Here is a 20696-nt window from a genome sequence, read left to right on the forward strand (position 1 = left end):
GGTCTCAGCACTCCAGGGCGAGCCGGAGCCGCGAGTGCCGGCGCACGATGATGCTCGGCACCCAGGCGGCGGCCTCGTCCTCCGGGCCGTCGAGGCGGAACGACCTGGTCCGGGTCAGCAGCGCGTGGATCGCGACCGTCGCCTCGAGCCGCGCCAGCGCCGAGCCGACGCAGAAGTGGATCCCACGGCCGAAGGCGAGGTGCTGGCGCACGCCGTCCCGGCCGAGGTCGAGCAGGTCGGGCTCCTCGAACCGGGCCGGGTCGCGGTTCGCGGCACCCCAGAGCAGGAGCAGGGTGCTGCCGGCAGGCAGGTCGACGCCGCCGAGCGTGGTGTCGGCGAGCACGTGCCGGTAGTGCCCGCGGAAGGGTGACTCGAGGCGCAGGCACTCGTCGAGGAACGCGTCGACCAGGTCCGGCTCGGCGCGCAGCCGGTTCTGCAGGCAGCGGTCGGTCGCCAGCCGGTGTGCCGCCGTGCCGAGGAGGCCGGCGGTGGACTCGCCACCGGCGCCGACCAGCTGCAGCAGGACGAGGACTGCGGTGCCGACCTCGAGCTCGCCGAGCTGCACGGCCAGCGCCAGCTCGCCCATCAGGTCGTCGCCGGGGCGGTCGAGGGCTTCCTCGAAGCGTGCGGCGAGGTACTCGTGCAGTGCGAACGACGCGCGGACGGTCGCGTCCAGCCGCGCCTCGTCGACCCAGCCACCGAGCATCTCCGTGCTCTCGTAGGCCCAGCGCAGCAGGTCCGGGACGTCGTCGGGTGCCAGCCCGATCAGCTCGGCGACCAGGTTGAGCGGCAGCCGGTCGGCCATGTCGACGGCCCAGTCACCGCAGGTCCCGGAGAAGTGGGCCGACCACAGCCGGTCCACCTGCCCGGTCACCGAGGACTCCAGTGCCCGGATCCGGCGTCCGATCGTGCTGAGCACGGCCGTGCGGTGGACCTTGTGGGTCGGGTCGTCGGCCGTGGCGAGGACCTGCTCGATCGTGCCTCCGCCGTCCATCGGAAGTGACGTCGCGGTGCCGTCCGGCCGGCGCAGCAGCACGGAGCGCAGGTTCGAGGAGTAGGTCCCGGGCGCGCCGAGGACCTCCTGGACCAGGTCCCACGACGAGACGAGGTGGACGTCGGTCCCGGGGACGCGGTGGACGGGGGAGCGGGATCGCAGCCCGGCCAGTGCCGGGTACGGGTCGGCGACCAGCGCCGGGTCGAACACGTCGAACATGGAGCCAGTGTCGGGCCGCGGCAGCGGTGCGTCAGCAGAAGCGGACAGGTCCGCGACGAGTTACCCACTTTGTGTCTCATTCCCTGCCTGGAGGTGGTCCGGAAGTGTCTCGGTGCGAGACCCTCTGCGCATGACGCAGGGCGACTGGCTGCTCGACGGGAGGCGCCGCGAGGCCGCCGTACGGCGCATCCACCGCGCCGCGGGCGAGCTCTTCCTCGAGCGGGGCATCGAGCGGACGACGGCCGACGCCATCGCCCGCCGCGCCGGCTGCTCGCGGGCGACCTTCTACCGCCTCGTCGGGAGCCGTGCGGCGCTGATCGACGCCCTGCTCACCGACGGTGCGGCAGCGGTCGTCGCGCGGGTCGAGGAGGCGACGGCCGGGACGACCGGAGCCGAACGGGCGACCGAGGCGATCGTCACCGCCGCCGCTGCGATCCGCGACGACCCCGTCGCCGCCACCTGGTTGCGCGAGCGCGGCAGCATCGACGACCTGCTCGGCGGCCCCGACGGGGTCACCGCGCTCGCCCGGACCCTGACCGGCGCCTCCCGTCCGGACAGCCGGGACGGTGAGTGGATCGTCCGCTCGGTGCTGTCGCTGGTGGCCATGCCGGGCGCGGACCCGGCGACCGAGCGCGCCCTGGTGGCGGCGTACGTCGTCCCGCCGCTCGGCCTGGAGAGCGCCGAGGTGCCCCGGCTCAGGAGCGGCCCGTGATCGCGCGCTCGGTGCCCAGGCTCGCCCGAGCTGCGGCCCGCGTGCCGGCGTCGCGGGACCCGGGGGCAGCGTGGCCGGCCTGCGCGGCGCCCTTCCACGTGCCGCGGATGCCGTGGTCGCGCTGCATCCGGCCGAAGTAGTCGACCACCTCGACCTCACGCGCGCGGATGGCCAGCTCGGTCGACGTCGGCCCGTCGGCGACCGGCGCATCGGCCGCGACCGCTGCCGCCCTCGCCGAGGCCCGCGCTGCCGCGAGCCGCTCGCCGATGTGGTCGGCCCAGGCCTCGTAGAACGCCGCCCGGGCGGTCGATCCGTGCACCGGCTTCAGCTCCCAGCGTCGGCGCCGCGCGTTCCAGACCTCGCGCTGGTCGGCCTTGTGGGCGCCTGAGCGCAGGTGGGCGTCGCCGTCGGCGACCATCTGGGTGACCAAGGTGGCGTAGAGCGCCTGGACCACCGCGATGTCGGACGGGAAGCCGTAGAGCGTGACCCGGGTGTTGCTGGTGTAGATCGCCACCCTCACGTCGTTGGCGCGCGCGATCTCGAGGATCAGCCGCACGTAACGGGCCAGCGAGCGCTTGCCGGACTCGCCGATCAGCACCGTCTCCCAGGTCGGCTCCTCGCGCTTCTCCTCGGCACCGGCCCTCGCCCGGGCGACCGCGAGGGCGATCTGGTGGCGGGTGGCCAGCGACTGCGCCTTGGCGAAGAAGGCCTCGCGCTCGGCCGCGTTGGAGGTCCGCTCGGCCTGGCGCAGCAGCCGCCCGATCCGCAGCAGGGTCCGGTCCTCGCCGTCGACACCGGTGTCGAGCCCGTGCAGCCGGTAGGCGGTGTGGAGCAGGTCGGCCAGCACCGGCATGCCGAGGTCCTCGAGCAGCCTCAGGTAGGTGGTGCGAAACTCCGGGCCGTGCCCGAGCGCGCCCGCCAAGTGGTGGGCCACCTCGTGCAGCACGACGGCGGCGCGCAACGACCACGACCCGCCTACCTCGCGCGGCGGGATCGCGACCACGCCCCGCGAGGGCAGCTCGTCGTACTCGTAGTGCGCCTTGGCGTTGCCCCGTCGCGCCCGGACCACGACCGGCACCGTGGCGAGGTCGAGGCCCGCCCCGTCGTCGTAGGGGCTCCCGGTGGCGACCAGGTGGGCGAGCACCCTGTCGACGAACTCCTGGACGTGCGCCGGGTCGGTGAACCGCGGCTCGGTCTCGGGCTCGAAGGACTGCAGTGTGCCGCCGACCTGGATCCGCAGCGGCTCACCCGGCGTGCGCGCGGCCTCGTCGAGCCAGCCGGCGAACAGGTCCTCGGCGGCGTAGACCTCGCGGGTGTCGGGCATGCGCCCAGCCTGTCAGGCAGCCCCGACAGTTCCGGCGTCACCCGTCGCCAGCTCGCCCCGCAGCTGGTCGCGCAGCTCGACGAGCTCGGTGATCGCCTCGACGAAGCGCACCGTGCTGTCGCCGACGCCGTTGTCGTCGAAGTAGTGGTGGCGCATCGCGGCGCGGGCGATCCGGTGCTCGTCGTGCTCGAGCCGGTCGGTGAGCAGCTCGGTGAGGCCGGGCAGGTCCTCGGTGTCGATGACGTCGGCGCAACGGCTGACCGGCACCTCCTGGCGCAGCCGCTCGGCGTCGTGGTGCCGGTCGGTGATCAGGATCGGCTTGTCGGTCTGCAGGTAGAGCCAGTCCAGGCCGACGGAGGAGACGTCGGTGACCATCGCGTCGCAGCCCGGGAAGACGGCGAGGATGTCGCCCTGCCAGATGGCGGCGTGCCCGGCCTCGGGGTCGGCCTCGGCGGCTCGCTCCACCAGCTCGAGGATGGCCTGGTGCGCCTCGCGGATCGCGGGCGTCAAGCTGGTGGTGACCTTCGGGTGCGGCTTGTAGACGAGCCGCACGTCCGGCACCGCCAGGATCGAGCGGACGATGTCGACGCCGAACACGTCGACCGACGTGTAGTCGTTGTAGCCCGCGTCGCCCTCCCACGTCGGCGCGTAGAGGACGGTACGTCGCTCGCTCGTCGGCAGCAGGGGAGCCGGGCGCAGGTCGAGCTGCGGCCGGCCGATCCGGACCAGGCGGCGCTCGTCGAGCTCCATCAGCGCCGCCCGGTGCCGCTGGACGGCCGCCTCGCCGGCGACGAAGACACGGTCGTAGGCCTTCGCGTTGTTGGAGATCATCGACTGCTTGTCGCTCTCGCCGTGGTTGATGTGCACGTGCAGCATCCGGCCGTCGAGCAGCGAGTTGAAGTTGAGCATCGAGTTGTTGCAGTACACGACGACCTTGGCGTCCAGCTCGTCGTACGTCGCCGCGAGGTCGGCGAAGCCGGGCGCGAAGAACACCGGCAGCGAGGTCCGCTCCTCGACGACGGCGCGGGTCTGCGGGTCGCGCGTCAGGATGCCCACGGGATGGGTGTCATCGAGCCGTTCCAGCACCGGGAGCCACTGGAGCAGCTGGTAGACCCGGGTCGGGTCGTCGGCGAAGTAGGCGATGACGTGGGGCTTCTGCACCGGCGGATACTACGGCCACGAACGGTGGGTCGCCGAACCGGCGAGCCACCGCGCAGGTTGCGTTTCGGTAACCTCGCCCGGTGCTCGATCTCCGGCGCCCGCTCCGCCGCCTCCTGAACCGCTCCGTCCATGCTGCCTGGCGGTGGGCCGAGCACGTGGGCGACGTCTCGCCGGACAGCTCCCTGGCCGAGACCTTCGGCAGCTTCGGGCCCGGCGCCTGCCTGGCGTTCCCGCTGTCCGACGTCGTCAACGCCAGCGCCATCCACATCGGGCGCGACACCCTGATCGGCAAGTACGCCACCCTCTCGGTCGGCTACGGCCCGACCCAGGCTGTGCTGCCCGAGCGCGGCCTGCGGGTCGGTGAGCGCTGCGTCCTCGGCGCCCGGATCACCATCACCGCCCACGAGTCGATCGAGATCGGCGACGACGTCTGGTTCGGCCAGGACGTGTTCGTCTCCGACGCCAGCCACGGCTACACGGACCCTGAGCTCCCCGTCGGCCTCCAGTTCGGCACCCACCAGCCGGTCTCCATCGGCTCCGGCACCTGGATCGGCCACGGCGCGATGATCCTGCCGGGCACCACGATCGGGCGGAACGTCGTCGTCGCAGCCGGGTCCGTCGTGCGCGGCGACGTCCCGGACCATGCCGTCGTGGGCGGCGTCCCGGCCAGGCTGATCCGGCGCCTCGACGCCGACGGCACCTGGTCCCGCGTGGCGGGCGACGCGCCTACGCTGACCTCATGAGCCGGATCGAGGAGCTCGCCCGCTTCGTCGGGGTCCCGGGCGGCTACGACGACCTGTGGGCCTGGTCGGTCCGTGACCTCGACGGGTTCTGGTCGGGCGTGGCCCGGCACCTCGGCCTCGACCTGCCCGGTCCCGTGCTCGCCGAGGAGCGGATGCCCGGCGCGGTGTGGTTCCCCGAGGCCCGGGTCAGCTACGCCGCCACCGTCCTCGACGGCCGCCCGGAGGACGAGGTCGCGGTCGTCGGCGCGTGCGAGGACCCGTCCGCGACCGTCGAGATCACGTGGGGCGAGCTGCGGCGCCGTACGGCGAGCCTGGCCGCGACCCTGCGCGACCTCGGTGTGGGGCAGGGCGACCGCGTGGTCGGCTTCCTGCCCAACACCCCCGACGCGGTCGTCGCCTTCCTCGCCACGGCCAGCCTCGGCGCGACCTGGTCGGTGTGCGGCATGGACTACGCCGCCTCCGCCGCCCGCTCGCGCTTCGAGCAGCTCGACCCGGTCGTCCTGGTCCACGCGTCGTCGTACGTCCACGGCGGCAGGGAGCACGACCGCAGCGACGTCGTCGCCGAGCTGAGCGCCGCACTGCCGACGTTGCGCGCCGTGCTCGAGGTCGGGACTCCCGCGTGGGACGACGCGCTGGCCTCCGACGTGCCGTTCGAGCCGGTGGCCGTCGCCTTCGACCACCCGCTGTGGGTGCTCTTCTCGTCGGGCACCACCGGCCGGCCGAAGGGCATCGTCCACGGCCACGGCGGCGCGCTGCTGGAGCAGGCCAAGGTCGCGGCCTACCACTTCGACCTCGGCCCCGGCGAGCGCCTGTTCTGGTTCACGACGCCCTCGTGGATGATGTGGAACTTCGTGGTCGGCGCCCTGCTGACCGGCGCCTCCGTGGTGACGTACGACGGCAGCCCGGCCCACCCCGCGACCGACGGCCTGTGGGCCGTGGCCGAGCGCCTCGGCGTCACGGTCGTCGGGATGAGCCCCGGCTACGTCGCCGCCTGCCAGAAGGCCGGCGTGGGACCGGCCGGGCACGATCTCTCGCGGCTGCGCCGGGTCGGGATCTCCGGCTCGACCTTCCCGGCGAGCAGCCACGAGCAGCTCCAGGCCGAGCTCGGCCCCGACGTCCAGATCTGCTCGATCAGCGGCGGCACCGACGTGGTCAGCGCCTTCGTCGGCACGGCGCCGACGCTGCCGGTCTGGCCCGGCGAGCTGTCCCGGCCCTGCCTGGGCGTCGCGCTCGACGCGTTCGACGCCGAGGGTCACCCGGTGCGCGGCGAGGTCGGCGAGCTCGTCGTCACCCGGCCGATGCCCTCGATGCCGCTGTGCTTCTGGGGCGACGACGACGGAAGCCGCTACCACGAGGCCTACTTCGACACCTTCTCCGGTGTGTGGCGCCACGGCGACTGGATCACGCTGACCGACCACGGCTCGGTCGTCATCCACGGCCGCTCCGACGCGACCTTGAACCGCAACGGCATCCGGATGGGCAGCGGCGACATCTACGAGCCGGTCGAGGCGCTGCTCGAGGTCCGCGAGGCGCTGGTCATCGGGCTCGAGGAGCCCGACGGCGGCTACTGGATGCCCCTGTTCGTCGTCCTCGCCGACGGCGTCGAGCTCGACGAGGCGCTCGACGCACGGATCCGTGACGCCGTCCGCACCCACGCCTCGCCGCGGCACGTCCCCGACGTCGTGATCGCCGCTCCGGGCATCCCGCACACCCGCACCGGCAAGAAGCTCGAGGTGCCGGTGAAGAAGGTCCTCGCGGGTCAGGACCTCGGCAGTTCCTACGACCCCGGTAGTGTGGACGTCCCAGAGCTGATCGACTGGTACCGAACCGTGGGCAGGAGCCGCAGAACCCGATGACCGCCTGGCTACTGCTGGGACTCGCCATCCTCCTGGTGCTCGCGTGCGGACTGTTCGTCGCAGCCGAGTTCGCCTTCGTCACCGTCGACCGCGGCCAGGTCGACCGGGCCGCCGCCGACGGCGACCCGGCGGCGATCGGTCTCCAGAAGGCCCTGCGCTCCCTGTCGACCCAGCTCTCCGGTGCCCAGGTCGGCATCACCATCACCAACCTGGCGATCGGCTTCCTCGCCGAACCGGCGATCGCCGAGCTGCTGCGCGGCCCGCTGGAGACGGCCGGCGTGTCCGAGAGCGCGGTCCGCCCGGTCGGCGTCGCGCTCGGGCTCACCCTGAGCACCCTGCTGACCATGCTGATCGGCGAGCTGGTCCCCAAGAACGTCGCCATCGCGCTGCCGATGGCCACCGCCCGGCTGACCCAGCGGCCGATGCGGGTCTTCACCGCGGCGGCGCGCGGGCCGATCAAGGTGCTCAACGGCAGCGCCAACGCGATCGTGCGGCGCCTGGGCGTCGAGCCGCAGGAGGAGCTCCGCTCGGCCCGCAGCTCCACCGAGCTGGCCTCCCTGATCCAGCACTCGGCCGACGAGGGCACCCTCGACGCCGACACCGCCGAGCTGATGGAGCGCTCTGTCGAGTTCGGCACCCGCACCGCCGGCGAGATCATGACGCCCCGGGTCCGGACCCGCACGCTCGACGCCAACGACCGGGCCAGTGCGGTGATCGCGCTCGCCCGCGAGTCCGGCAACTCCCGCTTCCCGGTGCTCGACGACACCGACGCCGTCGTCGGCACCGTCCACGTCAAGAACGCGGTCGCGCTCCCGCTCCACGAGCGCGCCACCACCAAGGTCAAGCACCTGATGGCCAAGCCGATCCTGGTGCCCGACTCGCTGCGCCTCGACCCGCTGCTCGCCCTGCTGCGTGCCGACGGCTTCCAGCTGGCCATCGTCCTCGACGAGTACGGCGACCACGCCGGCATCGTGACGCTCGAGGACGTGATCGAGGAGATCGTCGGCGACATCGCCGACGAGCACGACCGCCTGGGCAGCCGCGGCCGGCTGCGCCGCGACGGCACCTGGTCGCTCTCGGGCCTGCTGCGCCCCGACGAGGTCGAGGACCTGACCGGGATCGAGCTCCCCGAGAGCGAGGACTACGACACGGTGGCCGGGCTCGTGCTCAAGCTGCTCGGGCGGATCCCGCAGACCGGCGACGTCGCCGTCGTGCCGCTGCCCGTGGGGGGCGAGGACGACGAGGAGCCCGCGCGCCGGGCGGTGCTGACCGTCGACCACATGGACGGCCTGCGGATCGACCGGATCTCGCTGCGCGTCGAGCCCGTGCAGCCGGACGAGGAGGCCGGGACCGATGGGTGACCTCGGCGGCGTGCTGCTGGCGGTGGTCCTGCTGGCCGCCAACGCCTTCTTCGTCGGCGCGGAGTTCGCGCTGATCTCCGCGCGACGCAGCCAGATCGAGCCCCGCGCCCAGGCCGGCTCGCGGATGGCCCGGATCACGCTGGCCGCGATGGAGCGGGTCTCGGAGATGATGGCCGGCGCCCAGCTCGGCATCACCATCTGCTCGCTCGGCCTCGGCGCCGTCGGCGAGCCTGCACTCGCCCACCTCATCGAGCCCGTCTTCCACGAGCTGCACGTGCCGGAGGAGTGGCTGCACCCGGTCGCCTTCGTGATCGCGATGGCGATCGTCGTCTTCCTCCACGTCGTGCTCGGCGAGATGGTGCCCAAGAACATCGCCATCGCCGGGCCGGACCGTGCCGCCCTCATCCTCGGACCACCGATGCTCGGCATCGTCACCGTGCTGCGACCGGTCATCGCCACGATCAACGCGATCGCCAACGGCATCCTGCGGCTGCTGCGGATCGAGCCCAAGGACGAGATCGGCAGCACCTTCACCCGCGAGGAGGTCGCCGCGCTGGTCGAGGAGTCGCACGGCGAGGGCCTGCTCGCCGAGGACGAGTACGACCGGCTCTCCGGCGCGCTGGGCTTCACCGAGAAGACCGTCGGCGAGGTGATGATGCGGCCCGACTCGCTCGCGACCGTCGTCCGGGGCTCGACCGGCGCCGACGTCGAGGCGCTGTGCGCCGCCACCGGCTTCAGCCGGTTCCCGGTGGTCGCCGAGGGCGGCGACCCGGTCGACCTGCTCGGCTACCTCCACATCAAGGACGTCCTCGAGCCCGACGAGGAGCGACGCGAGCGGCCCGTCGCCGACCGCTGGATCCGGCCGTTCGCCACGGTCACCGACGACACCCTGCTGCACGACGCCCTCGAGGTGCTGCAGCGCCGCGGCGCCCACATGGCCCGCGTCGTCGACCCCGCGGGCACCACGCTCGGCGTGGCCGCGCTCGAGGACGTCATCGAGGAGCTCGTCGGCGAGATCCGCGACGCCGCACACTCCGAGGAGCCCTCGGCCCCGTGAGCACGCCGACCCCGACCCCCGCCACTACAGTGTCGTCCGTGGCTGCTCGACGGGTGCTGACGCTGCCCAACCTGATCAGCTTCCTGCGGTTGCTCGGCGTCCCGCTGTTCCTCTACCTCGTGCTGGGTCCCGAGGCGGACGTCCTCGCGCTCGTCGTCCTGATGGCCTCCGGCGTCACCGACTTCCTCGACGGATGGCTGGCCCGCAAGCTCGACCAGACCTCCGAGCTCGGCCAGCTGCTCGACCCGATCGCCGACCGGCTCTACATCCTCGCCGTCGTGGTCGGCCTCGCGATGCGCGACATCATCCCGTGGTGGGTCGCCCTGTGCCTGCCGCTGCGCGACCTGCTGCTGTGGGGCCTGGTGCCGCTGCTGCGCACCCGGGGCTACAGCGCGCTTCCGGTCCACTTCCTCGGCAAGGCCGCCACCTTCAACCTGCTCTACGCCTTCCCGCTGCTCCTGCTCGGCGACGGCGAGGGGCGGGTCGCGGTGCTGGCCCAGGTCTTCGGCTGGGCCTTCGCACTGTGGGGGATCGGCCTGTACTGGTGGGCCGGCGTGCTCTACGCCTGGCAGGTGCGCAAGCTGCTCGCGAGCACCGAACGACGCACCCATGCCTGACAGCCTCGACCGGGCCCGGACTCCGCTGCTGACGCTGATCACGCAGGAGGCGCTCGACCGCGACTACCAGGTCGCCGCGTCGCGGGCGGCGACGCTCGCGGCCGGGGGAGCGGGGGAGACCGGCCCCCGGCACGGCTACCGGGTCGGCGTGGTCGTGGTGGTCGGGCTGTTCGCGATGCTCGTGACCGTGGCGGGCGTGCAGACCTCCCAGGACTCCGACGTCGCCGACGCCAGCCGGGCCAGCCTGATCGACCGGATCGAGGCGCGGCGGGCCACGGTCAGCCGGCTTCAGGACGAGGCTGCCCGGCTGCGGACCGCCAATGCCAGCGCCGAGACCGAGCTGCGCACGCTGGGCGCACGCCTCAGCGCGCTGCGCGCCCGCGTCTCCGAGGTCGGCGCCCTGACCGGCTTCGCGCCGGTGACCGGCTCCGGCGTACGGGTCCGGCTCGACAACCCGCCGTACGCCGGCCCCGACGAGCAGCTGCGCGACTCCGACCTCGCCCTCCTGGTCGACGGGCTCTGGGCGGCGGGCGCCGAGGCGATCGCCGTCAACGGCCAGCGGCTCAACGCCCACGGCGGCATCACGAACGTCGGCGAGGCGATCGAGGTCAACGGCGTCGGCGTGGCGCCGCCGTTCACGATCCTGGCGATCGGCGACCGCAGGACGCTGGCGTCGAAGTTCGCCGACTCCCAGGCCGGGCTGCGGTTCCTGTCCCTGGCCCGGCAGTACGGCTTCGAGCAGAAGATGGACAATGTGGACGACCTGCACCTGCCTGCCGCGCCCGGCGCGCTGGGGCGGCTACGGTCGGCCGAGCAGAAGAAGACCACGCCCCAGGGGCAGCAGGGAGGTGACGGGCCGTGATCGCGGTTCTCGGACTCGTCGTGGGTGTCGTCCTCGGCTTCGTGTTCCAGCCGGACGTGCCCCCGTCGGTCGAGCTCTACCTGCCGATCGCGGTCGTCGCCGCGCTCGACGCCGTCTTCGGCGCGCTGCGCGCCTACCTCGACGGCATCTTCGACGACAAGGTCTTCGTGGTCTCGTTCCTCAGCAACGTGGTGATCGCAGCCGGGATCGTCTACCTCGGCGACCGCCTCGGCGTCGGCGGCCAGCTCACGACCGGCGTCGTCGTCGTCCTCGGGATCCGCATCTTCACCAACGTCGCCGCCATCCGCAGGCACATCTTCCATGCCTGAGCTCGACCCGGAGGCGCCCGAGCAGAGCCCCGTCGACCGGCTCAAGGCGGCCCTGCTGCGACCCTCGCGCAAGCAGCTCGTCGCCGCAGGACTGCTCGCGCTCCTGGGCTTCGGTGCGGTCACGCAGGTGCGCACCGCCGACACCGACGACACCTACGCCGGGCTCCGCCAGCAGGAGCTGATCGACCTGCTCGACGGCCTGGCCGGTGCCCGCCAGCGGACCGAGACCGAGATCGACCGGCTCGACAAGGTCGCCGGCGGCCTGCGCGACGACTCGTCGAAGCGGCAGACCGCGATCGATCAGGCCGATGCCGAGGTCGACGACCTCAACATCCTGGCCGGCCTGGTGCCCGTCACCGGCCCGGGCCTGCGCGTCACCATCAAGGAGGAGGACGGCCGGGTGCGCCTCGGCTCCCTGCTCGACACCGTCCAGGAGCTGCGCACCGTCGGTGCTGAGGCGATCGAGATCAACGGCAAGGTGCGGGTCGTGGCGCAGACGTCGTTCACCGAGGCCGACGGCGGTTTCGTCGTCGACGGCGAGCGGATCGAGGCGCCCTACAGCATCGTCGCGATCGGTGAGCCGGGTGCGCTCGCCAACGCGATGACCTTCGCCCTGGGACCCAAGAAGCAGCTCGAGGAGGACGGCGCCACGGTCAGCGTCCAGCAGCTGCGCACGGTCGACATCGAATCCGTCGTGCGACGCGACCGGCCTTCGTATGCCGTTCCGGACCAGGGGCAGTAGCCTTCGGGCCATGACGAACCCCGCGGACCTGAAGTACACCGTCGAGCACGAGTGGCTGCGGCAGCCCGGCGAGAGTGCCGGCTCGGTGCGGGTCGGGATCACCGACTACGCCCAGGACGCCCTCGGCGACATCGTCTACGTCTCGCTCCCCGAGGTCGGCGCGACCGTCACGGCCGGCGACTCGTGCGGCGAGCTCGAGTCGACCAAGTCGGTCAGCGACGTCTACGCCCCGGTCACCGGTGAGGTCGTCGCCGTCAACGAGGCGCTCGACGCCACGCCCGAGCTGGTCAACACCGATCCCTACGGCGCCGGCTGGCTCTTCGAGGTCGTCCCCGCGGACGCCGGCGACCTCGACGGACTTCTCGACGCTGCGGCGTACGAGGCCCAGCTCGACAACTGATCCGGTAGGTTCGTAAGAGACCCACCGTGAGGAGCAACTGATGCCGTTCTGCACCGCCTGTGGTCGGCAGAACCCCGATGACGCCCGCTTCTGCTCGCAGTGCGGGACCCGCCTGGTGGCGCCGGAGCCGGCGCCCCTGACCGACGCCACCGCGACGATCCAGTTCGGTGGCGGAGCGAGCGCCGGCGCGGGCGTCGAGACCTCCGACCGCGCCCTGAGCCCCGTCGACGCAGCGGCGGTCGACGCCCTGCCGGTCGGCCACGCCCTGCTCGTCGTCCAGAAGGGGCCGGGCTCGGGCAGCCGGTTCCTGCTCGACGCCGACGAGGTCACGGCCGGCCGTCACCCGGAGAGCGGGATCTTCCTCGACGACGTCACGGTCTCGCGCCGCCACGCCGTGTTCCGCCGCGACGGCGACACGTTCACCGTGGAGGACGCGGGCAGCCTCAACGGCACCTACGTCAACCGGGACCGGATCGAGAAGGTCCAGCTCAAGGACAGCGACGAGGTCCAGGTCGGCAAGTACCGCCTGGTCTTCTTCGCAGGCCACGAGAGCGCCTGAGCATGACCGCTGCCGTCGCTCGGGGCGAGCGGGAGCCGCGGCTCAACATCGGCCAGGTGCTCGATCGGCTGCGCGCCGACTTCGAGGACATCAGCATCCCCAAGATCCGCTTCCTCGAGTCGGAGGGGCTGGTGAAGCCGGAGCGCACGCCGGCCGGCTACCGCAAGTTCTCCGAGGCCGACATCGAGCGGCTGCGCTACATCCTGCGGATGCAGCGCGACCACTACCTGCCGCTCAAGGTCATCGGCGAGCACCTCGACGCCATCGACCGCGGGCTGACCCCGCCCGAGCCCGAGCCCGTCGTGCCGACCGTGCCGACCGTCGCGCTGGGTGCCGACGGGCTGCCGGCGCCCGAGTCGTTCCGCCGTACCGACCGGTTGCGGCTCTCGCGCAAGGAGCTGATCAAGGTGGCCGAGATCGACGAGGACCTCCTGGGCCAGCTCGAGTCGTTCGCCCTCATCAGCCCCTCGCCGACCGGGCACTACGACACCGACGCCCTGGTGATCGCGCAGACCGCACGCGAGCTGGCCGACTACGGCATCGAGCCGCGTCACCTGCGCGCCTTCCGCACCGCGGCCGACCGCGAGGTCGGGCTGATCCAGCAGGTCGTGACCCCGCGCAAGGGGCGCGACGCCGGTGCGAGCGCCCGGGCGGAGGAGGCGGTCAGCGAGATCGCCGCCCTCTCGGTGCGCCTCCACGCGACTCTGGTCAAGGCGGGCCTGCGCCGCATCTGAGCGGCTCGATCGACGCAGTAGGCTGGACGCATGCGCGAGGTCGACGTGATGGGTGTCCGGGTGGAGATGCCCTCCAACCAGCCGATCGTGCTGCTCCGGGAGGTCGCGGGGGACCGCTACCTGCCGATCTGGATCGGCGCGGTCGAGGCCACCGCCATCGCCTTCGCCCAGCAGGGCGTCGTCCCTCCGCGACCACTGACCCACGACCTGATGCGCGACGTGCTCACCGCGACCGGCAACGAGCTCAGCGAGGTGCGGATCACCGACGTCCGCGAGGGCGTCTTCTACGCGACCCTGGTCTTCGCCTCCGGTGTCGAGGTGAGTGCGCGTCCCTCCGACTCGATCGCGCTCGCCCTGCGCACCGGTACGACGATCTACTGCTCCGAGGAGGTCCTCGCCGAGGCCGGTCTGGCCGCGCCCGCCGAGGAGGAGGACGAGGTCGAGGCCTTCCGCGAGTTCCTCGACCACGTCTCGCCCGAGGACTTCGGCGCCGAGGGTTGAGCCCCGGATCCCGAGGGGGGTCAGCTGTCAACCTCAGGCTCAGGTTGAGGGTTTTCGGCGACACGCCCGGCGACGTCTTTGACCGGCCCGACGCCGCGGACGTACCTTGAGGGAGTCGAAATGACAGCAGTGCAATCCCCCTTGCCTGAAGCGCCGCGACCTGGAGGTTCCGTGAACGAGCAGCAGCCCGAGAAGGTCGGTCAGGACGTGACCGCGGCGACTGCTGCCGCGGAGGAGCAGGGCCTCCTGTTCACCGACGACGTCTCGCCGCTGCCCAGCGACCTCGGCTACCGCGGCCCGACCGCGTGCAACGCCGCCGGCATCACCTACCGCCAGCTCGACTACTGGGCCCGCACCGGCCTGATCGAGCCGAGCGTGCGCGGCGCCAAGGGCTCCGGCTCGCAGCGTCTCTACAGCTTCCGCGACATCTTGATCCTCAAGATCATCAAGCGGCTCCTCGACGCCGGGATCTCGCTGCAGAACATCCGCACCGCGGTCAGCCACCTGCGCGAGCGTGGCACCGACGACCTGACCCAGGTCACCTTGATGAGCGACGGCGCCTCGGTCTACGAGTGCACCAGCAACGACGAGGTCATCGACCTGCTGCAGGGCGGCCAGGGCGTGTTCGGCATCGCCATCGGCGGCGTGTGGCGCGAGATCGAGGGCACGCTGGCCGAGCTCCCGAGCGAGCACGCCAACGTCGCGGAGCAGACCGGCCCGGTCGCCGGCGACGAGCTGGCCGCGCGCCGCGCTGCGCGCCACGTCGGCTGACGACCGAACGGACGAGGACGGCCGTACAGGCGTCGTACCTGTAGGCTGTTCCTGCTGTTGATGCTGCACGGGAGAGTCAGGCCCCGTGCCTGCGCCGAAGGGGCAATCCCTCCCCGGAACCTCTCAGGCGCCAGGACCGTGCGGAGCAGGCAACTCTGAAGGCGCAGTGACGCGCCGACAGAGGGGGAGGGCTCGATTCATTTCATCGACCCCGACCCGAGGAGCACCTCTGCTCATGAGCGCACCCTTCGTCAACCGTCACATCGGCCCGGACGACGCCCAGGTCGAGACCATGCTCGACCGCCTCGGCCACGCATCGCTCGACGCCCTGATGGACGCCGCCGTCCCGAAGTCGATCCGCTCCACCGACCCGCTGGGTCTGCCGGCCGGGGTCGACGAGGAGACGGCGGCCGCCGAGCTCCGCGCACTCGCCGGCACCAACGTTCCCGGCGAGTCGATGATCGGTCTCGGCTACCACGCCACCGTCACCCCGGCGGTGATCCGTCGCAACGTGCTCGAGGACCCGAGCTGGTACACCGCCTACACGCCGTACCAGCCGGAGATCTCTCAGGGCCGGCTCGAGGCGCTGATCAACTTCCAGACCATGGTCGCCGACCTCGCCGGCCTGCACACCGCCGGCTCCTCGCTGCTCGACGAGGGCACTGCCGCGGCCGAGGCGGTCGCGCTGGCCCACCGTGCCAACCGCAAGGCCGCCGGTCCGTTCGTCATCGACGCCGACGCGCTGCCGCAGACCATCGACGTCGTCGCGACCCGCTGCGAGGGCCTCGGCATCGAGATCCTCGTCGCCGACCTGACCGACGGCCTGCCCGAGGGCCCGGTCTCCGGCGTCCTCATCCAGTACCCCGGCGCGTCGGGCCGCGTGGCCGACATCAAGCCGGTCATCGACGCCGTCCACGAGCACGGCGGCCTGGCCGTCGTCGCTGCCGACCTGCTCGCGCTGACGCTGCTCGAGGCGCCCGGCGCGCTCGGGGCCGACGTCGTCGTCGGCTCGGCCCAGCGCTTCGGCGTACCGCTGTTCTACGGCGGCCCGCACGCCGGCTTCATGGCCGTGCGCGAGGGCCTCGAGCGCCAGCTGCCCGGCCGCCTGGTCGGTGTCTCCGTCGACGCCGAGGGCCACCTCGCCTACCGGCTCGCGCTGCAGACCCGTGAGCAGCACATCCGCCGGGACAAGGCGACGTCCAACATCTGCACCGCGCAGGTGCTGCTCGCCGTCACGGCGGGCATGTACGCCGTCTACCACGGTCCGGACGGGCTGCGGGCGATCGCCGGCGACATCCACGGCCTGGCCCGGCGCGCCGCCGCATCCCTCGCGGCCGCCGGCGTCGAGGTCGTCAACGAGACCTTCTTCGACACCCTCAACGTCCGGGTGCCCGGCCGCGCCGAGGCCGTCGTCGCCGCCGCTCGCGAGGCGTCGATCCACCTGCGCCTCGTCGACGCCGACACGGTCGGTGTCTCCTTCGGCGAGACCGCCCGCGAGACCACGCTGGCCGCCGTCCTCGGCGCCTTCGGCGTCACCGAGGTGTCGGCCGAGGGCGACGCGGGGCTGCCCGAGGACCTCGAGCGGACCACCGAGTTCCTCACCCACCCGGTGTTCAACACCCACCACAACGAGACCTCCATGCTGCGCTACCTCGCGCGGCTCTCGAACCGCGACTACGCGCTCGACCGCGGCATGATCCCGCTCGGCTCCTGCACGATGAAGCTCAACGCGACCACCGAGATGGAGCCCATCTCGCTGGCCGGCTTCGCCAACCTGCACCCCTTCGTGCCGGCCGCCGACGCCGACGGCTACCGCCAGCTGATCGACCAGCTCGAGGGCTGGCTCGCCGAGGTCACCGGCTACGACCGGGTCTCCATCCAGCCCAACGCGGGTGCCCAGGGCGAGTACGCCGGCATGCTGGCGATCCGCAACTACCACCGGGCCAACGGTCAAGGACAGCGGGACGTGTGCCTGATCCCGTCCTCCGCGCACGGCACCAACCCGGCCTCGGCCGTGATGGCCGGCATGAAGGTCGTCGTGGTCAAGGCCAACGACGACGGCACCGTCGACCTCGCCGACCTGCGCGCCAAGTGCGAGCAGCACTCCGAGACCCTCGCCGCGATCATGGTCACCTACCCCTCGACGCACGGCGTCTACGAGGAGACCATCACCGAGCTGTGCGACCTGGTCCACGAGCACGGCGGCCAGGTCTACATCGACGGCGCGAACTTCAACGCGCTGCTCGGGTACGCCGCTCCCGGCAAGTTCGGCGGCGACGTCTCGCACCTCAACCTGCACAAGACGTTCTGCATCCCGCACGGCGGCGGCGGCCCGGGCGTCGGCCCGGTCGCGGTGCGCGCGCACCTGGCGCCGTACCTGCCCACCCACCCGCTGCACCCCGACGCGGACCGGCGCGAGGGCACCGGCGCGATCAGCGCGGCTCCGTTCGGCTCGGCCGGCATCCTGCCCATCTCCTGGGCCTACATCCGGATGATGGGCGGCGAGGGCCTGACCCGCGCCACCGCCGTCGCGGTGCTCTCGGCCAACTACGTCGCCGCCCGCCTGGGCGAGCACTTCCCGGTGCTCTACCGCGGCGAGTCCGGCCTGGTCGCCCACGAGTGCATCCTCGACCTGCGCCCGATCACCGCGGCGACCGGTGTCTCGGTCGACGACGTCGCGAAGCGGCTCATCGACTACGGCTTCCACGCCCCGACCATGTCGTTCCCGGTCGCGGGCACGCTGATGGTCGAGCCGACCGAGTCCGAGGACCTGGCCGAGCTGGACCGGTTCTGCGACGCGATGATCGCCATCAAGGGCGAGATCGACCGCGTCGCCGCCGGTGAGTGGGCCGTCGACGCGTCGCCGCTGCACCACGCCCCGCACACCGCCCGTACGCTCGTCGGCGAGTGGGACCGCTCCTACTCCCGCGAGGTCGCCGTCTTCCCGGCCGGCATCTCGCCCGACAAGTACTGGCCGCCGGTGGCGCGCATCGACCAGGCGTACGGCGACCGCAACCTCGTGTGCGCCTGCCCGCCGTTGGACGCCTACGCCGAGTGATCCGTCGGTGACGTCCTACGACGACGCGCTGGCGTCGCTGCAGGCCGCGGGTCGGCTGCCGTCGGTCTCGGCGGCGGTCGCCCGCGGCGGCACGCCGGTCTGGCAGGGCTGCGTGAGCGTCCTGCCGGACCGGGAGGTGACCAGCGCGTCGTCGTACCGGATCGGGTCGATCACCAAGACCCTGACCGCCGTGCTCGTGATGCAGCTGCGCGACGAGGGGCGGCTCGCTCTCGACGACCCGATCGGGCGGTTCGTGCCGACGGGCTACGCGGACGCGACGGTGCACGACCTGCTCGCCCACACCGCGGGCCTGCAGAGCGAGCCCGCCGGTGCGTGGTGGGAGCGGGTCGACGGCGGCACCGTCGACGAGCTGCTCGCCGCCAACGACGGGTCCGGCCGGGTCGCGGCGGCGGGGGAGGGCTACCACTACTCCAACCTCGGCTTCGCACTCCTCGGCGAGGCGGTCGCCCGGCTGCGCGGTGCATCGTGGTGGGAGGTCGTGCAGCAGCGGCTGCTCGCACCGCTCGGGATGGGCGCCACGTCGTACCACCCACCGGCCGACCACGCGCCGGGTCGCAGCGTCGACCACTTCGCCCACACGCTCTGGGCCGAGCCTCACTCCGACACCCGTGCGATGGCGCCGGCGGGGCAGCTGTGGAGCACCGTCGGCGACCTGCTGCGCTGGGCGGACTTCCTCGCCACCGGGCACCCGGACGTCCTCGCTCCCGCGACCCTGGCGGAGATGGCCGAGCGTGCCACGCCCGCTGAGGCGTACGGCCTCGGGCTGCGGGTGCTCTCCGTCGACGGCCGCACCCTCGTCGGTCACACCGGCTCGATGCCGGGCTTCATGGCCTCCCTCTTCGTCGACCGGTCGACCCGCGACGCCGTCGTCGCGCTCACCGACGCCACCACGGGGCTGCGTGCCGACCAGGTGCCGGGACGGTTCCTGGCCGCAGGTCCCGGCAACCCGTCGGGGCCGGTGGCGCTCTGGCGTCCGTCACCCGGGGCGGTCCCGGACCGGGTCGCCGAGGTGCTGGGCGTCTGGTACTGGGGCAACACCGGCTTCGGCATCGAGTGGCGCGACGGCGAGCTGCAGGTCCACGACCTGCGCACCGGTGAGCTCGAGGAGCGCTTCCGCCCCGAGGGTGACGGCTTCCTCGGCACCGACGGCTACCACCGCGGCGAGACCCTGCACCTGCGGCGGCGCGCCGACGGGACCGTCGGGCACCTCGAGTGCGCGACCTTCATCTGGACCCGCACGCCGTACGACCCGCAGGCACCGATCCCGGGTGGTCCGGCTCCCCGGGCGTAGGCGACGCTCGCGTGTAGATTCGCGACGTCCCCGGTTCACTCCTGCTTGGGAGGATGGACGTTGCTCTGGTGACGCCTCCAAGGTGCGGTGTCGTCCCAGCGCGCCCCGCTTCCGCCGGGGCCTGGATCATGGCCCGGCGCTGAGGGCTCCGGACGACGTGGGGCATGATGCTCCCGTGAACGAGAACACGTTCCAGTTTGCCTGGTTCCAGCAGTCCGCCGCCGGCTTCGACCCGCTGCCGCTCGCGCAGAGCCTGTGGCGCGACGACCAGATGCACGGCGTCGCGGTCAGCGGTCTGCTCGCCCGAGCGCTCGAGCATGCCGTCGGCGTAGCCGGCCGCACCGACCTGGTTCCCGCGCGCTACCACGTCGACCTGTTCCGGCCGGCACGCATGATCACCACCACCGCGTCCGCCCGGATCGTCCGCGAGGGCCCGCGCCTCGTGCTGCTCGACGCCACCGTCGAGCAGGAGGGCGAGGTCGTCGCCCGCGCCGGCGCAACCTTCCTCGCCCCCTCGGGCAACGCCGCCGGCGAGGTCTGGGCCGCCCCGGGGGAGCGACCCACTCCGCCGCCCGCCGACCAGCTGCCCACGCCCGGCGAGCACCACGTCCCCTGGTTCGCCAGTGCCGCGCCGTGGTCGGACAACTTCGGCGACCACCAGAACGGCGGCCGCCACCAGACCTGGCAGACCGCCGTACCGATCGTCCTCGGCGAGGAGTGCACCCCGTTCCAGGCCGTCGCGTCGATCGCGGACGCCACGAGCATGGTCACGAACTGGGGGAGTCGCGGCGTCGAGCACATCAACACCGACATCGACCTGGCCCTGTGCCGCCGGCCCGACAGCGTCCGGCTGGGCCTGCGCGCAGCCGACCACGTCGCGTCGGACGGCATCGCCGTCGGCACGGCCGAGGTCTTCGACGCCACCGGCGTCATCGGCACCGCCACCGTCACCTCGCTCGCCAACACCCGCCGCACCGTCGACCTGTCCGGTGGGGTGGAGCCGCGCGGCGCCGTCTGAGCAGGCGCCGGAATCGTTGCGGTTTGGTCCCAAACCGCAACGATTCGGGCCATTTCCGTGCGGTCTCTGCCCAATCGGTGAGCTGATCGGTGTGGGGGTCGGACTGCTGAACGGTCTGGGTCAGCCGGTCGGGCCCGTACGCTCCGTGGTTGCGGTTTGGTCCCAAACCGCAACGATTCCGGCGATTTCAGTGCGGTCTCTGCCCAATCGGTGAGCTGATCGGTGTGGGCGGTCGGCCTGCTGAACGGTCTGGGTCAGCCGGCCGGGACCGTACGCTCCGTGGTTGCGGTTTGGTCCCAAACCGCAACGATTCCGGCCATTTCCATGCGGTCTCTGCCCAATCGTGGCCTGTCTCGGCGCCCAGAC

20 protein-coding genes and 1 riboswitch are annotated in these 20696 nt (G+C 72.4%); of the genes, 17 read left to right on the forward strand and 3 right to left on the reverse strand.

Annotated elements, in window-relative coordinates; translation table 11 throughout:
• Window positions 1-4 precede the first annotated feature (4 nt).
• Complete coding sequence (locus tag BJ958_RS06280) at window positions 5-1213, reverse strand: cytochrome P450 (RefSeq protein WP_179726052.1); 1209 nt, start codon at window positions 1211-1213, stop codon at window positions 5-7.
• Window positions 1214-1343: 130 nt separating this feature from the next.
• Here BJ958_RS06280 and BJ958_RS06285 point away from each other — a divergent pair, with 130 nt between their 5' ends.
• Complete coding sequence (locus BJ958_RS06285) at window positions 1344-1925, forward strand: TetR/AcrR family transcriptional regulator (protein WP_179726053.1); 582 nt, start codon at window positions 1344-1346, stop codon at window positions 1923-1925.
• Here the strand turns inward: BJ958_RS06285 and BJ958_RS06290 are convergent.
• Together BJ958_RS06290 and BJ958_RS06295 are read right to left on the reverse strand one after the other, a co-directional pair.
• Entirely contained in the window at window positions 1909-3249 is a 1341-nt protein-coding gene (locus BJ958_RS06290) for a TIGR04338 family metallohydrolase (RefSeq protein ID WP_179726054.1), read from the reverse strand. The genes BJ958_RS06285 and BJ958_RS06290 overlap by 17 nt on opposite strands.
• Window positions 3250-3261: 12 nt before the next feature.
• Window positions 3262-4410, reverse strand: coding sequence for a CDP-glycerol glycerophosphotransferase family protein (locus tag BJ958_RS06295; protein WP_179726055.1), 1149 nt, complete (start codon window positions 4408-4410; stop codon window positions 3262-3264).
• An 80-nt stretch (window positions 4411-4490) separates the two neighbouring features.
• Here BJ958_RS06295 and BJ958_RS28400 point away from each other — a divergent pair, with 80 nt between their 5' ends.
• The 16 genes from BJ958_RS28400 to BJ958_RS06375 all read left to right on the forward strand — a co-directional run bounded on the left by BJ958_RS28400 (window position 4491) and on the right by BJ958_RS06375 (window position 20330).
• A complete protein-coding gene (locus tag BJ958_RS28400) occupies window positions 4491-5153 on the forward strand; it encodes a DapH/DapD/GlmU-related protein (protein WP_273517386.1) in 663 nt (220 codons plus the stop codon).
• Window positions 5150-7009, forward strand: coding sequence for an acetoacetate--CoA ligase (locus BJ958_RS06305; RefSeq protein WP_179726056.1), 1860 nt, complete (start codon window positions 5150-5152; stop codon window positions 7007-7009). Before BJ958_RS28400 ends, BJ958_RS06305 begins: the two co-directional genes overlap by 4 nt.
• Window positions 7006-8370, forward strand: a complete 1365-nt coding sequence (locus tag BJ958_RS06310) for a hemolysin family protein (RefSeq protein WP_179726057.1) — start codon at window positions 7006-7008, stop codon at window positions 8368-8370. Before BJ958_RS06305 ends, BJ958_RS06310 begins: the two co-directional genes overlap by 4 nt.
• On the forward strand, window positions 8363-9427 hold the full coding sequence (locus BJ958_RS06315; protein ID WP_179726058.1) for a hemolysin family protein: 1065 nt from the start codon (window positions 8363-8365) through the stop codon (window positions 9425-9427). The genes BJ958_RS06310 and BJ958_RS06315 overlap by 8 nt, the downstream gene beginning before the upstream one ends.
• A gap of 38 nt (window positions 9428-9465) precedes the next feature.
• A complete protein-coding gene (gene clsA / locus BJ958_RS06320; RefSeq protein ID WP_273517394.1) occupies window positions 9466-10044 on the forward strand; it encodes a cardiolipin synthase ClsA in 579 nt (192 codons plus the stop codon).
• Window positions 10037-10906: a DUF881 domain-containing protein gene (locus BJ958_RS06325; protein ID WP_179726059.1), complete on the forward strand. Its 870-nt coding sequence runs from the start codon at window positions 10037-10039 to the stop codon at window positions 10904-10906. The genes clsA and BJ958_RS06325 overlap by 8 nt, the downstream gene beginning before the upstream one ends.
• Window positions 10903-11235 carry a DUF1290 domain-containing protein gene (locus BJ958_RS06330; RefSeq protein WP_179726060.1) on the forward strand — a complete coding sequence of 111 codons (333 nt, stop codon included), beginning with the start codon at window positions 10903-10905 and terminating at the stop codon, window positions 11233-11235. The genes BJ958_RS06325 and BJ958_RS06330 overlap by 4 nt, the downstream gene beginning before the upstream one ends.
• Window positions 11228-11977, forward strand: a complete 750-nt coding sequence (locus BJ958_RS06335) for a DUF881 domain-containing protein (RefSeq protein WP_179726061.1) — start codon at window positions 11228-11230, stop codon at window positions 11975-11977. The genes BJ958_RS06330 and BJ958_RS06335 overlap by 8 nt, the downstream gene beginning before the upstream one ends.
• 10 nt (window positions 11978-11987) lie before the next feature.
• Window positions 11988-12377, forward strand: a complete 390-nt coding sequence (gene gcvH / locus BJ958_RS06340; RefSeq protein ID WP_179726062.1) for a glycine cleavage system protein GcvH — start codon at window positions 11988-11990, stop codon at window positions 12375-12377.
• Between the two features lie 40 nt (window positions 12378-12417).
• Window positions 12418-12936, forward strand: coding sequence for an FHA domain-containing protein (locus BJ958_RS06345; RefSeq protein WP_179726063.1), 519 nt, complete (start codon window positions 12418-12420; stop codon window positions 12934-12936).
• A 2-nt stretch (window positions 12937-12938) separates the two neighbouring features.
• Window positions 12939-13670 (forward strand): transcriptional regulator FtsR, encoded by a 732-nt coding sequence (gene ftsR / locus BJ958_RS06350; protein WP_179726064.1) that lies wholly within the window; start codon window positions 12939-12941, stop codon window positions 13668-13670.
• 30 nt (window positions 13671-13700) lie between these two features.
• On the forward strand, window positions 13701-14171 hold the full coding sequence (locus BJ958_RS06355) for a bifunctional nuclease family protein (protein ID WP_179726065.1): 471 nt from the start codon (window positions 13701-13703) through the stop codon (window positions 14169-14171).
• Between the two features lie 120 nt (window positions 14172-14291).
• A complete protein-coding gene (locus BJ958_RS06360) occupies window positions 14292-14942 on the forward strand; it encodes a MerR family transcriptional regulator (protein WP_179726066.1) in 651 nt (216 codons plus the stop codon).
• 58 nt (window positions 14943-15000) lie between these two features.
• A riboswitch (glycine riboswitch) is annotated at window positions 15001-15091 on the forward strand.
• Between the two features lie 86 nt (window positions 15092-15177).
• The gene (gene gcvP, locus BJ958_RS06365) at window positions 15178-18000 is read left to right on the forward strand and encodes an aminomethyl-transferring glycine dehydrogenase (RefSeq protein WP_179726067.1); all 2823 of its coding nucleotides are present in this window, start codon (window positions 15178-15180) and stop codon (window positions 17998-18000) included.
• 7 nt (window positions 18001-18007) lie between these two features.
• Complete coding sequence (locus BJ958_RS06370; protein WP_179726068.1) at window positions 18008-19312, forward strand: serine hydrolase; 1305 nt, start codon at window positions 18008-18010, stop codon at window positions 19310-19312.
• Between the two features lie 175 nt (window positions 19313-19487).
• On the forward strand, window positions 19488-20330 hold the full coding sequence (locus BJ958_RS06375) for a thioesterase family protein (protein ID WP_343052586.1): 843 nt from the start codon (window positions 19488-19490) through the stop codon (window positions 20328-20330).
• The last annotated feature ends 366 nt before the right edge of the window (window positions 20331-20696 follow it).

The organism is Nocardioides kongjuensis (assembly GCF_013409625.1).
Lineage (GTDB): Bacteria > Actinomycetota > Actinomycetes > Propionibacteriales > Nocardioidaceae > Nocardioides > Nocardioides kongjuensis.

Excerpts from the sequence above, each read along its gene's own strand:
- BJ958_RS06360 (WP_179726066.1), top strand. The coding sequence starts at position 14,292 with ATGACAGCAGTGCAATCCCCCTTGCCTGAAGCGCCGCGACCTGGAGGT.
- BJ958_RS06335 (WP_179726061.1), top strand. The coding sequence starts at position 11,228 with ATGCCTGAGCTCGACCCGGAGGCGCCCGAGCAGAGCCCCGTCGACCGG.
- BJ958_RS06305 (WP_179726056.1), top strand. The coding sequence starts at position 5,150 with ATGAGCCGGATCGAGGAGCTCGCCCGCTTCGTCGGGGTCCCGGGCGGC.
- BJ958_RS06325 (WP_179726059.1), top strand. The coding sequence starts at position 10,037 with ATGCCTGACAGCCTCGACCGGGCCCGGACTCCGCTGCTGACGCTGATC.
- BJ958_RS06310 (WP_179726057.1), top strand. The coding sequence starts at position 7,006 with ATGACCGCCTGGCTACTGCTGGGACTCGCCATCCTCCTGGTGCTCGCG.
- BJ958_RS06285 (WP_179726053.1), top strand. The coding sequence starts at position 1,344 with ATGACGCAGGGCGACTGGCTGCTCGACGGGAGGCGCCGCGAGGCCGCC.
- ftsR (WP_179726064.1), top strand. The coding sequence starts at position 12,939 with ATGACCGCTGCCGTCGCTCGGGGCGAGCGGGAGCCGCGGCTCAACATC.
- BJ958_RS06345 (WP_179726063.1), top strand. The coding sequence starts at position 12,418 with ATGCCGTTCTGCACCGCCTGTGGTCGGCAGAACCCCGATGACGCCCGC.
- gcvP (WP_179726067.1), top strand. The coding sequence starts at position 15,178 with ATGAGCGCACCCTTCGTCAACCGTCACATCGGCCCGGACGACGCCCAG.
- BJ958_RS06315 (WP_179726058.1), top strand. The coding sequence starts at position 8,363 with ATGGGTGACCTCGGCGGCGTGCTGCTGGCGGTGGTCCTGCTGGCCGCC.
- BJ958_RS06355 (WP_179726065.1), top strand. The coding sequence starts at position 13,701 with ATGCGCGAGGTCGACGTGATGGGTGTCCGGGTGGAGATGCCCTCCAAC.
- gcvH (WP_179726062.1), top strand. The coding sequence starts at position 11,988 with ATGACGAACCCCGCGGACCTGAAGTACACCGTCGAGCACGAGTGGCTG.
- BJ958_RS06290 (WP_179726054.1), bottom strand. The coding sequence starts at position 3,249 with ATGCCCGACACCCGCGAGGTCTACGCCGCCGAGGACCTGTTCGCCGGC.
- BJ958_RS06280 (WP_179726052.1), bottom strand. The coding sequence starts at position 1,213 with ATGTTCGACGTGTTCGACCCGGCGCTGGTCGCCGACCCGTACCCGGCA.